Annotated in this window: 9 protein-coding genes; 7 read left to right on the top strand and 2 right to left on the bottom strand. The window is 72.9% G+C overall.

Annotation, left to right across the window (positions count from 1 at the left end):
• Positions 1–311: 311 nt before the first annotated feature.
• Genes ADY01_RS23845 through ADY01_RS23865 form a run of 5 tightly spaced genes read left to right on the top strand, consistent with a single transcriptional unit; the run spans position 312 to position 8,146 of the window.
• Positions 312–2,894, top strand: a complete 2,583-nt coding sequence (locus ADY01_RS23845) for a glycoside hydrolase family 97 catalytic domain-containing protein (RefSeq protein ID WP_049577438.1) — start codon at positions 312–314, stop codon at positions 2,892–2,894.
• 12 nt (positions 2,895–2,906) lie between these two features.
• Positions 2,907–4,178: an ABC transporter substrate-binding protein gene (locus ADY01_RS23850; RefSeq protein ID WP_063784330.1), complete on the top strand. Its 1,272-nt coding sequence runs from the start codon at positions 2,907–2,909 to the stop codon at positions 4,176–4,178.
• A complete protein-coding gene (locus ADY01_RS23855; protein ID WP_078900549.1) occupies positions 4,175–5,134 on the top strand; it encodes a carbohydrate ABC transporter permease in 960 nt (319 codons plus the stop codon). Before ADY01_RS23850 ends, ADY01_RS23855 begins: the two co-directional genes overlap by 4 nt.
• Entirely contained in the window at positions 5,127–5,969 is an 843-nt protein-coding gene (locus ADY01_RS23860) for a carbohydrate ABC transporter permease (protein WP_049577441.1), read from the top strand. The genes ADY01_RS23855 and ADY01_RS23860 overlap by 8 nt, the downstream gene beginning before the upstream one ends.
• Before the next feature lie 2 nt (positions 5,970–5,971).
• Positions 5,972–8,146, top strand: coding sequence for an alpha-galactosidase (locus ADY01_RS23865; RefSeq protein ID WP_049577443.1), 2,175 nt, complete (start codon positions 5,972–5,974; stop codon positions 8,144–8,146).
• 38 nt (positions 8,147–8,184) lie between these two features.
• Here ADY01_RS23865 and ADY01_RS23870 read toward each other — a convergent pair whose 3' ends face one another.
• Positions 8,185–9,051: an AraC family transcriptional regulator gene (locus tag ADY01_RS23870; RefSeq protein ID WP_049577446.1), complete on the bottom strand. Its 867-nt coding sequence runs from the start codon at positions 9,049–9,051 to the stop codon at positions 8,185–8,187.
• 170 nt (positions 9,052–9,221) lie between these two features.
• Between ADY01_RS23870 and ADY01_RS40790 the strand changes: the two genes are divergently transcribed.
• Positions 9,222–10,187, top strand: coding sequence for a DUF4380 domain-containing protein (locus ADY01_RS40790; protein ID WP_049577448.1), 966 nt, complete (start codon positions 9,222–9,224; stop codon positions 10,185–10,187).
• Positions 10,184–10,930: an SDR family NAD(P)-dependent oxidoreductase gene (locus ADY01_RS40795; RefSeq protein WP_049577450.1), complete on the top strand. Its 747-nt coding sequence runs from the start codon at positions 10,184–10,186 to the stop codon at positions 10,928–10,930. The genes ADY01_RS40790 and ADY01_RS40795 overlap by 4 nt, the downstream gene beginning before the upstream one ends.
• Here the strand turns inward: ADY01_RS40795 and ADY01_RS23885 are convergent.
• Entirely contained in the window at positions 10,867–12,375 is a 1,509-nt protein-coding gene (locus ADY01_RS23885; RefSeq protein ID WP_063784331.1) for a helix-turn-helix domain-containing protein, read from the bottom strand. The two genes, ADY01_RS40795 and ADY01_RS23885, sit on opposite strands and share 64 nt — an antisense overlap.
• Between the last annotated feature and the right edge of the window lie 293 nt (positions 12,376–12,668).

A 12,668-nucleotide genomic window follows, 5' to 3' on the forward strand; every position in this document is an offset into this window, starting at 1 on the left:
CACCTACAACGGCACCACCAGCGTCTACTTCGTCACCGACCGGGCCCTCCCCGGTGGTCACCGCATCCCCGCCCTCTGGGAACAGGCCGCCTCCGGGCCCCTCCCGGCGCACTGAACAACGGCCCCGGGCGTTGTCCCACGGCCGAGCCACCGCGGGTCCGGACGAGCGCGGGGCCGCCACGCGCCGAGCGGTGCGGGTCGCCGCCGAAGCGAATCATCCAGGTATCCGGACAGATCCTCTATGGCTGCCACCCGCGGTGGGTCGTTAGCGTCGCCACGCATGCCGAAAACACCCAGGTGAGGAGGATGACGTGGCCGGTGAGACGTGCTGCCACGCGGGCGGGACGAGCCCGACCACCCGTCTGCGGGTGGAGAGCACACGCGTCCTGCTCGACGTGCGATCGCCCGGCGGGAGCGTGGTGTTCGAGAGGATCGAGCTGGCTCTCCGCGTCGGCGGAGTCGATCTCGCCGACGGGGCGAGCCTCGTGCGTTCCACGGAACGCGTCGTGCGTGACACCTGGCGTGCCCACGTCGGCAAGGCCATCGGCCCGCACGCGTACGAGCACGTCGAGATCGTCCACGAGCTTCGCGCCGGATCGGGACAGCACTGGCAGGTGCACGTCCGCCAGGCGCCCGACGGCGTCGCGTGGCGCTACGCGCTCGCGGACCTCCAGGGACACGCCTCGCTCGACGCCGACCTGACCACCGTGCCCCTCGACGGACTCGACCGCGCCTGGGTGCTGGACTACCAGACCTGGTACGAGACCCCACGCGTCGGCGCCGACCTGCCCCTGGCCCCCTCGGCGAACGGGTTCGGGCTGCCCGTCCTGCTGCGGCGCGGCGCCGACCCCGAGCAGTACGTGCTGATCACGGAGTCGGCGATCGACGGGCGCTTCAGCGGAGCGCACCTGGACATCGGTGCCGACGTCGCGCGTTTCGTCCTGGCCGATCCAGCCGTCGAGATCACGCGCGGGATCGTGACGCCGTGGCGGGTGCTGGTGCTGGGCACGCTCGCGCGGGTCGTGGAGACCCTCCTCGTCGACGAGCTCGCCCCCGCCGCCCGCCCACCGCTCGACGCGGCCGGGTGGACCCGCCCGGGGCGGGCCGCGTGGTCCTGGTGGTCGGACTTCTACTCGGGCGCCCAGCTGGACCACCAGCGCCGGTTCGTCGACGGCGCGGCCGAACTGGGCTGGGAACACCTGCTCATCGACTGCGGGTGGGACGCCACGTGGGTGCCCGACATCGTCTCCTACGCCGCCCGGCGCGGCATCCAGGTGCACCTGTGGACCGTCTGGCACGACCTCGACGGCCCCGAGAAGCTCGCCCGGCTCGCGCTGTGGCGCTCGTGGGGGGTCGCCGGCATCAAGGTCGACTTCATGGAGTCAGAGTCCAAGGACCGCTACCGGTGGTACGACACGGTGCTCGCCGAGACGGCCCGGCTCGGCCTCATGGTCAACTTCCACGGTTCGGTCATCCCCCGGGGGTGGGCCCGCACCTGGCCGCACGTCGTCTCGTACGAGGCGATCAGGGGCGCCGAGTACTACGTGTTCTACCAGGGCGCGCCGCTCTCCCCGGCGCACAACGTCATCCAGCCCTTCACGCGCAACGTGCTGGGGTCGATGGACTACACGCCGGTGGCGTTCAGCGCGCCCGAGCGCCGCACGAGCGACGCCCACGAGCTCGCGCTCGCCGTCGTCTACGAGAGCGGCATCACGCACTTCGCCGACGACGTGGAGGTCTACCGCTCGCGGCCCGAGGTGGCACGGTTCCTGTCCGAGCTGGCCCCCGGCTGGGACAGGACCCTGCTGCTGTCCGGCACCCCCGACACCGAGGCGGTACTCGCCCGGCGGGCCGGCGACCGGTGGTTCGTCGGGGGCATCGCCACGGGGCGCGGCCGGACGCTGACGGTGCCGCTGGCCCGCCTGGGCAACGGGCCGTGGCAGGCGTGGATCGTGACCGACGCGCCATCCGACCCGCCATCCGACCCGGCATCCGACTCCGGCCCCGCCCGGCTCGTCGCCGAGACCTCGGTCGTGAGCGGCCATCTCCGGGTGGACATCGCGAACGAGGGCGGCTTCGTGGCGATCCTGGCCCCGGCGGACACCGAGCTCTTCCGCGCCGCGCCGCGCCCGACGCGTCCGCCGGTCGAGGTCTCCCCGGCCGTGCAGATCCTGTCCGACGACGGGCTCGCCGAGCTGCGTGCCGAGGCGGGAGCCTCGCTCCGGCTCGCACCGGGATGGCGGGCATGGCCGCCGGAGCCGACGGAGCCGACGCGCTGGCGCGTGCAGGCGCCGTCCACCCTGCTCCCCGGCGAGGTCGGCGTCGTCACGGTCGAGCGGGCCGGCGGCGACGTGCCGGTCGTCGGCCACGCGCGGATCGTCGCCCCGCTCGGCGCGGGGGTCCACACCCTCTCGGCGCTCGGGCTGACCGCGTTCACCAACGAGAGCGGCCCGGCGGAGCGCGACCAGAGCAACGGTGGCGGCAACCCTTGCGACGGGCAGCGCATGCGCGTCGGAGGCGAGGAGTTCGACGACGGATTCGGCGTCTCGACGCCCTCGCGCCTCACCCTCCATCTCGGCGGACGAGCCGCCCGGCTGGACGTGCGCGTCGGCATCGACGACGAGACCCCCGGGACGAGCGCGACCGCGCGGGTGCTGGGCGACGGTGCCGAACTGGCCGCGGTCGAGCTCACGGCGGGCGAGCGGGCACACGAGCTGACCGTCGACCTGTCGGGCGTGGACGAGCTGGTGCTCCGCACCGAGCCGCCCGCCCGGGGCGCGTCGGCGGACCCGGCGGCGGACGCGGCGGCGGACACGTCCGCGTATACGGCCGCGCACGTCGATTGGGCCGCCGGCCGTATCCACGGACTCGGGTCGGCGACGTCCGGAAAGTGAAGGGAAAAGGCGATGACGTTGCGTAGGAGATCCTCCAGGAGACTGGCGAGCGGCACGGCGGCGCTGGCGGCGTGCTCGCTGGTGGCGGCCTGTGGCGGCGGGGGTGGGTCCGGCGGCGACGTCACCATCACCTACGCCGTGTGGGCGGGAACCCAGACCCCGGCGATGGAGCGGATCGCGACCGCCTTCGAGGAGGAGAACCCGGGGATCACGGTCGAGGTGCAGGAACAGCCCTGGCCCCAGTACTGGTCGACGCTCCAGACCTCGGTGCAGGGCCGCACGGCCCCGGACGCGTTCTGGATGCTCGCCCAGGAGATCAGGCCCTACGCCGAGGGCGGCCAGCTCCTCGACATCACGGACACCATCGAGTCCGAGGGCGTCGAGCTCGGGAACTACCCTCAGGCCATCCTCGACCTCTACGACCAGGGCGACGGCAAGACATACGGCCTGCCCAAGGACTTCGACACCAACGCGGTCTGGTACAACGAGGCGCTCTTCGACGCGGCCGGGGTCGACCACCCGTCGCCCGACTGGACGTGGGAGGACTTCCGGGCGGCTGCCAGGGCCCTGACCACCGACGAGACGTGGGGAGTCGCGGCGCCGCTCGACGCCCAGGGCGGCTACTACAACACGATCTTCCAGGCGGGCGGGCAGGTCGTCTCGGACGACGGCACCACGGCCGCGATCGACTCCCCGGAAGCCGTCGACGGGCTCGAATTCTGGACCGACCTCCACGCGGACGGGTCCTCGCCCTCCCTCCAGCAGCTCTCCGACACCGAAGCGGTGACCATGTTCGAGCAGGGGAAGGTGGCCATGTATATGTCCGGCTCCTTCTGGGCCCTCCAGTTCTACGACAACGAGGAGTTGCGGCCGAACGTCGGCGTGGCGCCGCTGCCCGCCGGGGAGCGACCCGCCAACGTGACCAGCGGCATCGCGAACGTCGGCTACGCCGGAACGGAACACCCCGAGGAGGTCGCGAGGTTCCTGACCTTCGCGAGCGGGGAGCGGGCCGCCCGGATCCAGGCCGAGACGGGCGCGGTGCTCCCGGCGTACGAGGGAACGCAACAGGCGTGGGTCGACTCCATGCCCGAGTTCGAGAACCTCGACGTGTTCGTCGACGCGGTCGACGAGGCGGTCCCGCTGCCGGTGGCGGGCAACGCGTCGGAGTGGCAGGGACTCCAGAGCGAGTACCTGGCGCCCGCGTGGAACGGTGAGGTCTCGCCGGAGGAGGCGGCCCGCGACTACGCGGACGCCATCGACGAGATCCTGGCCGACGGTCGATGACGCGCGGGGACATCACCCCGGCGCGGCGCCCCCGCCGCCGCGCCGGGGCCGGGACGAGCAGGGGCCGGACCACGAGCACGAGCACGCGCACGGACTGGTGGGCCCTGGTGATGATCGCGCCCGCGACGATCGGGCTCGCCGTGCTGTACCTGTGGCCGCTCGGTTCGACCCTCTCCAAGAGCTTCATGGAGGTTCCCGCCTTCGGCCCGGGGGAGTTCACCGGGCTGGACAACTACACGGAGCTGCTCGGGGACGACGCGTTCTGGGGGGCGTTCCGCAACTCGGCCCTCTACGCCGTGATCGTCGTCGGGCTCGGCATCCCCCTCGCGATCGTCCTTGCGTCCCTGATCGAGCAGGTCTCGCGGGGGCGGACCCTCTACCGGGTGCTGTTCTTCCTCCCCGTCGTCACCCTCCCGGTCGCCGTCGGGATGGTGTGGCGCCTGATCCTCAACGGCGACTTCGGGGTGTTCAACTGGCTGCTCTCCCTGGTGGGGATCCAGGGGCGGTACTGGGTGGCGGACGAGCGCTTCACGATCTACGCCTTCGCCGCCGTCGGGATCTGGATGGGTCTGGGCATCAACCTGATCATCCTGGGAGCCGGACTGCGGGGAATCCCGCCCGCGCTGTACGAGGCGTCGTCGCTCGACGGTGCCGGCCGGGTGCGGCAGTTCTTCTCGATCACCCTGCCGCTCCTGACGCCGACGATCTTCTTCACCGTCGTGATCTCCACCATCGCCGCGATGCAGATGTTCGACCTGGTCTTCGTCATGCTGGGCAGCATCAACAACACGGCGCTCGACGGGTCCCGGACCATCGTCTACCTCTTCTACGAGTCCGCGTTCGTGCACTTCCGGCAGGGCTACGCCGCGGCGATCGCCGTCGTCCTGCTCCTGCTGATCATCGGGGCCACCGCGATCCAGTTCCGGCTCCAGAAACGGTGGGTCAGCTATGACTGACACGACGAGCCGCCGTCCGCGCCGACGCGGGGAGTGGCGTGTCCACGTCGTCCTCTCGCTGGCGGCGGCGGTCATGGTGGTGCCGTTCGCGTGGGAGATCCTGACCGCGTTCAAGACCGGCAACGAGGTGGCGTCGCTGCCCCCCTCGGTGCTGCCGCGGACGCCGACGGTTCAGGGCTTCGAGACGTTCTTCGCGTCCGTCCCGTTCTGGACGCAGCTCGCCGTCTCGGTGGGCTCGCTGGTGCTGCGCGTCACGGGCCAGGTCCTCGTGGCCGCGCTCGCCGGATACGCGTTCGCGCGCCTGAACTTCCCCGGCCGCAGGGCGGTGTTCGCGCTGTTCCTCCTCACCCTCATGGTGCCGAGCCAGCTGTTCCTGCTCGGCCAGTTCGAGATCATCCGGGACGCCGGACTGCTGAACACCGTCCCGGCCCTCGCGATCCCCGGCATCTTCAGCGCGTTCGGCGTCTTCCTGATGCGCCAGGCGTTCGTCACGATGCCGAAGGAGTACGAGGAGGCCGCGCGGCTCGACGGAGCCGGCACGTTGCGCGTCTTCTGGAGCGTCATGCTGCCCCTCGCACGCCCGATGATCGCCGCACTGGCGGTGCTGACGTCGCTCTACTCGTGGAACGACCTGTTGTGGCCGCTCATCGTCACGCCCAGCGGAGACGCCCGGCCCCTGCCGGTCGGCCTCGCGGCCATGCAGGGGCAGTTCGGCACCCAGTACCCCGCGCTGATGGCGGGAGCGCTCATCTGCTCGCTGCCGCTCGTGCTGGTGTTCCTCGTCCTGCAACGCCACTTTTTCAGCGGCATCGCCAGCAGCGGACTGAAGGGATGACCATGGAGCCGACCACGGAGCCGACCACGGAGCCGACCGCACCGGTCGTACACCTCCGGCGCGGCGGCACGAGCGTCGTCGTGTCGCTCACGGACCGGCGGCTGCCGCGCGTCCTGCACTGGGGCGAGGACCTCGGCGCCCTGACCACGGACGACCTGCTGGCGCTGGAGCGCACCGCCCTGCCGACGGTCGGCGACAGCGCCATCACCTATCCGGGGCCCGTGCCCGTGCTGCCGCAGCTGGCGGAGGGCTGGCTCGGCACGCCCGGCATCGAGGGCTCCCGCGACGGGCGGGCCTGGGCGCCCTCGTTCACCGTCGTCCGGGCACGCGTCGGGAGCGACCCGGCCGACCCGGCCGACCCGGCCGCGCTCCTGGTCGTCGACGCCACCGACGAGCCGTCACGCCTCGAACTCACCGTCGAGCTGCGCCTCGAACCGAGCGGGCTGCTCCGGCAACGCGCCCGCCTGCGCAACCTCGGTGACCCGTACCGGGTGGACCGGCTGGAGCTCGCGCTCCCCCTGCCGGACGTCGCGGACGAACTCCTCGACCTCACCGGGCGCTGGGCCCTGGAACGCGTGCCGCAGCGGCACCCGTTCCCCCTCGGCCGCTGGGTCCGGGAGAGCCGCGGCGGCAAGCCGGGGCTCGACGGGCCGCTCCTCATGATCGCCGGACAGCCGGGGTTCGGCTTCCGCGGCGGCGCCGTCTGGGGCGTCCACCTCGCCTGGAGCGGGAACCAGGCGCTCGCGGCCGAACGCACCCCCGCCGGATCGCGCCTGCTGCGGGCGGGGGAGCTGCTGCACCCCCACGAACTCGTGCTGGACACCGGCGAGGCGACGACCACGCCCTGGCTCGTGGGTTCCTGGGGGTGGGGCCTGGACCAGCTCGCCGCGCGCTTCCACGCGTTCCTGCGCGCGCGCCCCCGCCACCCGTCGACGCCCCGTCCCGTGACCGTCAACACCTGGGAGGCGGTCTACTTCACGCACGATCTCGACCGGCTCCTCGACCTCGCGGAACGCGGCGCGGCCATCGGTGCCGAGCGCTTCGTCGTCGACGACGGATGGTTCCTCGGGCGCCGCGACGACACCAGTTCGCTGGGCGACTGGCTCGTCGATCCCGACGTCTGGCCCCGGGGGCTCGACCCGCTCGCCGAGCGCGTCCACGAGCTGGGCATGGAGTTCGGCCTGTGGTTCGAGCCGGAGATGGTGAATCTCGACTCGCGGCTCGCCCGCGAGCATCCCGGGTGGGTCTTCGACGCCGGACACGGCCCCGGCCTGCCCTCCCGGTACCAGCACGTGCTCGACCTCGGCCACGAGGAGGCGTACCGGCTGGTGCGGGACCGCGTCTCGCGGCTCGTCGAGCGCCTCGGCATCGACTACATCAAGTGGGACCACAACCGCTACCTCACCGACGCGGGCCACACCCCCGACGGCCGGGCCGGGGTGCGACGCCAGACACAGCAGGCGTACCGGCTGATGAACGACCTGCGCACCGCGCACCCGGGTCTTGAGATCGAGTCCTGCGCCTCCGGCGGCGGGCGGATCGACCTGGGCGTGCTGGAGCACACCGACCGCGTGTGGGACTCCGACTGCAACGACCCGCACGACCGCGTCGACATCCAGCGCTGGACGACGCTGCTGCTGCCTCCCGAGCTCCAGGGCACCCACATCGGCGCGCACGAGTCGCACACGACGCGGCGCGTCGCACCGCTCGCGTTCCGGGCGGCCACCACGCTCTGGGGGCATCTCGGCGTGGAGATCGACCTCACGCGCGCCGACGAGGCCGAGACCGCCGCGGTCCGGCGCTGGGTGACGCTGCACCGCGAGACGCGCGGCCTCCTGCACACCGGGACCGTCGTCCACGCCGACACCCAGCCGGAGGTCCGCCTCGAAGGGGTCGTCTCGACGGACCGGACCGACGCGCTCTACCAGTTCGCCGTGCTCGACCGGCCCGCCGCGTGGCCGCCGGAACGCCTGCGCCTGCCCGGCCTCGACCCCGGGCGCCACTACCGGGTGGCGGAGGTCGTCGTGACCGACGCGGTGCCCGCCGGGCAGCGCCCACCGTGGCTCGACGACGGCGTCACCCTCCCGGGCCGCGTGCTGGAGGGATACGGACTGGAGGCGCCGTCGCTCGACGTGGACCGCTCCGTCCTGCTGCGGGCGACGTCGGTGGCGCCGTGACCGCCCCCGCCGGGAGGCGGGCCCGGCCGGTCGAGGCGTCAGGGCGTGCGATCCCGTTCGCGGTACGTCGTCGGGCTCACTCCGTGGTGGCGCCGGAAGATCCGCGAGAAGTAGAACGGGTCGTCGTAGCCGATATCGCGCGCGATCTCCCGCACGGTCGCGTCGGTCACGTCGAGCAGCTGGCGGGCCCGCGCCATCCTCAGGGCCGTGTGGTAGGCGAGCACGCCCCCTCCGGTGGCGCGACGGAACAGGGTGCTCAGATACGAGGCGGACACGCCCACCAGCGCCGCCAGCTCGGGCACCCGCACGGGAGCGTCCAGCCTGTCCCGCAGATAGGCCATGGCACGTTGCAGGGGATCGCCCGGCCCCGGCAGGAGCCGGTCCACGCCCAGCTGGGTCATGAGCTTCCACGCCGCGCCGGAGGCGCCGAGCAGCCGTGGCGGCGACTGGTCCCGTTCGAGGGTCGTGACGATCTCGTCCAGGAGCGCGACGGCACGCTCGATCGTCCGCACCGACGTGAGCGGCCGGCGCGCCGAGACGCCGAGGCTGTCGATCAGTTCGGGAACATCGCTACCGGTCAGGTGAGCCCACCAGATGGTCCAGGGATGGTCGGGCCCCGCCCCGTACTCGTGCGGACAGCCGCGCGGAATGATCAGGGCCTGGCGCGCGCCGACCTGGTGCAGGTCCCCGTCCACCCGCGCCCAGCCTGTGCCCGCCGAGCAGACGATGATCACGGACTCGCCCGTGCCGGAGGCGCGGCACATCTGGTGATCGGCCGCCTCGGGGTAGTACCCCGCGTCGGTCACCGTGAGCCTGCGCGTCACGGGCCGCTGGACGGCCTGCGCGACAACGGGGCGGGGCACGACCACCAGTCGTTGCCCGGTGAACCCCTCCTGGATGGGCATCCCTGCTCCCGCTCCTCCTGCTCCTGCTCCTGCTCCTGCTCCTGCTCCGCGTGCGGAACCGCCGCGGTGGACGCAGCCAACTACGGATCATCCGCGCACGCGAGAGGGAGGCGCACATGTCGGACCAGTCGGGTGTTCCTCGGCCATCCAGCCGCCCGGGGAGTCCGCCGATGACGGCCGGCGGGACCGTGACCGTCGACGTCGTCGAGGGGCCCGCCTACCCGGTCGTGTGGATGGACAACGGCTACCTGCGGCTGGGCGTCGTCCCCGCGCTGGGTGGCCGCCTGCTCAGCATGCGCGCGGGGGGCCGCGAGGCGCTGTGGCGCAACCCCGCGCTGCTCCGCGACGACCTCCACCCCGTCGACGGGCACGTGCCCGCCCCGGTCGCGGGGACGATGGGCGACTGGCGGAACTACGGAGGCGACAAGACCTGGCCAGCCCCGCAGGGGTGGGACTCGCCGGCCCAGTGGGCCGGGCCGCCGGACCCCGTGCTCGACTCCGGTCCGTACGCCTGGACGGTGGACCGCTCGCCCGACGCCGCGAGCATCACCCTGACCAGCGGCGACGACCCCCGGACCGGTCTGCGCCTGACGCGCCGGATCACGCTGCCCCGCCGATCCGGCGGGGTGGAGATGGAGCTGACCGCGACCAACACCGGCACGCGGACGGTCGAGTGGGCGCTGTGGAACATCACCCAGCTGCCCGGTGGCGGCGAGGTGCGGGTCGAGGTCGACGACCCCGCCGGCCGGCCGGTCGAACTCGTCGCGGGCACCGGTGCCCCCGCCTGGGCATCCCGGGAAGAGGGGCTGGTGACCATACCGCCGCAGGACGTCGTCGGAAAGCTGGGCTTCCCGCACGCCTCGGGGCACCTGCGCTACGAACGAGCGGGGCTCTCCGTCACCTGGACCTTCGACACCGACCCGGGCGCCCCCTACCCCGACGAGGGGGCGCGGGCCGAGGTGTGGCTGGAGCACCCGCTCCCCGCACCGCTGGCGCACCTCGGCGGGCTCAACCCGCCCGCCCGGATCGTCGAGTGCGAGGTGCTGAGCCCTCTGGTACGCCTCGCGCCGGGCGCCGAGGTCCGGCTGCCCCTGCGGCTGGAGGGCACCACCTCGGAAGAAGGAGGACACCCGTGACCACACGTCCTGTCGCGGTCGTGACGGGCGCCGCACGAGGGATCGGCGAGGCGACCGCCCGGCGCCTCCACGCCGACGGGTTCGCCGTCGCCCTGCTCGACATCTCCCCCTCGGTCCACGCGGCCGCGCGCGCCCTCTCGCCCGAGGGTTCGGACGCGGTGGGCATCGTGTGCGACGTGGCGGAGCCCGACGACTGGCGCCTCGCGGCGGAGACCGTCCGCGGCCGCCTGGGCCCGGTCAGCGCGTTCGTCTCGAACGCCGTGTCCGTCGACCTCGCGCCGCTGCACGAGATGCCGTTGAGCCGGTGGCGGCACCAGCTCGACGTGATGCTGACGGGCGCCTTCCTCGGCACCCGGACCTTCGTCGACGACCTGCGGAGCGCCCGCAACGGCTCGGTGGTGCTCGTCTCGTCCGTCCACGCCTGGTTCGGACTGAAGCAGCGCCCCGCGTACGCCACCGCCAAGGCCGGACTCACCGGGCTGGGACGGCAGCTGGCGGCCGAGTACGGCGGCCGGTTCAGGACCAACACGGTCCTGCCGGGGCCCATCCTCACCGCGGCCTGGGACGACATCGGCGAGGAGGACCGCCGCCGAAGCGCCGCCGAGACCGCCACCGGACGCCTGGGCCACCCGTCGGAGGTGGCGGCGGTGATCGCGTTCCTCGTGTCGGACGACGCCTCCTACATCACCGGAGCCTCGATCCCGGTCGACGGCGGCTGGACCATCACCAAGAACTCCTCATGACAAGCGCACCCCCAACGCCACCGCCCCCGGCGACGAACCGCGGAATCGGTAGTCGGAGTCGAACGGTCCCAGCCCGCGGCGAGCGCTCCCGTGCGGGTGGCGAAGGCGCGCAGGCCGGGGAGGCTGTGGGGTGAGTACAGCAGGTCGAGGGTGAGGGTGCGGATCGCCGGGCGGCGGGCTTCCTCCGGGGCCGTTCGCTCGATGGCCCGGAGCGCGGCGAACGCGCGGGGGCCGTCGCCGAGTTGGTGCCACATGCGGGCGGTGTCGGTGGCGAACCGCGCCCGGCGCTCCGTGCTCGCCAACTGTCCGATGACGACCCGGCCCGCGTACGGGACGCCCTCGTCCGGCGTGCCCAGCGCGTTGAACGTGCTGATCCGGTACATCGCGCACTCGGCCGGGCTCGCCGCGACCGTCAACAACCCGGCGGGCGCGCCACCGGCAGGCAGGCGCTCGGCGAACTCCTCCGCCTCCTCCAGCAGATCGAGCGCGGTGCCGCGCAAGTGCCCCGAGGCGGCGGTGTACGCGGCCGTCAGCAGCAGACACACCCGCGCGGCGAGCGTCTGGGCGACCGGCGTGCCCCGCTCCGTCTCCAGGGAGGACGCCGTCCGGGCCAGGAGGTCCACGGCACCCCGGCCCCGGCCGGCGCGGCGCATCGTGATCGCCAGCACCCGGGCGGCCTCGGCCAGCGGCTTCGGATCGCCACTCGCGCGAGCCGCGATCAGCGCCCGGTCCGCAGTGGCCCAGGCCACCTCCGAGTGCTGCTTGACGGCCAGCTCGGTGGCCAGCACATAGGCACGGGCGACCACGGCCTGCGCCCGTTCCCGCGCCCGCCCGGACGAGGCGTCCCGCGTCGCCTCCGCCGTGGCGATCAGAACGGGCAGGGCACCGCCGAGAGCCGCGTAGTGAGCGCCCGTGAAGTCCCCTTGCGCGGAGGCGAGCAGGGTGTGCAGATCGTCCAGACGCGCCGGGGGCGCGTCGAGGGGCTCGAACAGGGCGCGTTCCATGGCCGCACTCGGATCGCCTCCGGCGGAATCCGCGGCGGCGGACGTACCGGTACCGACACTCAGCCCGGCGCCCAGTCCCAGCGCTCCGGCCATCAGGTCACGACGTCGCACATCGTCCTCCCGCTCCGATGCAGCCACCCTAGCGACCGAGCACGACTGAACGGGGGCGGCGAGCCCCAGCAGAGCCGCCGGAATCTCCAGACCGACGGCGACACGGGTGAGCACGTCGACACTCCGCACCACGCGAACGCCGCGCTCGATCTCGCTGACGTCGGACTGCGCGAGCCCGACTCGAGCACCGACGATCGTCTGGCTCGCTCCGGTGTACCGGCGGAAGTGCCGGAAGAGAACGCCGACATTCCGGCTCATGAGCGCCTGCCGGACCGCCTCGTGCTCCCACAGGCCGGGAGGGACGATCAGCCGTTCGGGATGCGTGCGCATGGTGAGTCCCCCCAGGTCAGCGTCGTGACCCGCTCAGGTTAGAGGTGGCTCCGGCGCGTTCGGACCTCCGTCGCGCACCCCCACCGACCCCAGGACCAGTGGCGCTGCCGGATGGGGGTCGGCCACAGGGCCGTCCTATAGGTCCGCGGGATGGGTTCCAGGGCGGGGTCCTCGGATGCTGGGACGGTCCTTCGCCGCGGCATCCGAGCCGTCGAACTCGGCTGACACCGCGGCGGTGTTCGCGTTCGAGGGAGTTCACGACCATGCCTCAGCCTCCGTCACCTCCTCCCCCT

The organism is Streptomyces sp. SBT349 (assembly GCF_001083795.1).
Lineage (GTDB): Bacteria > Actinomycetota > Actinomycetes > Streptomycetales > Streptomycetaceae > Streptomyces.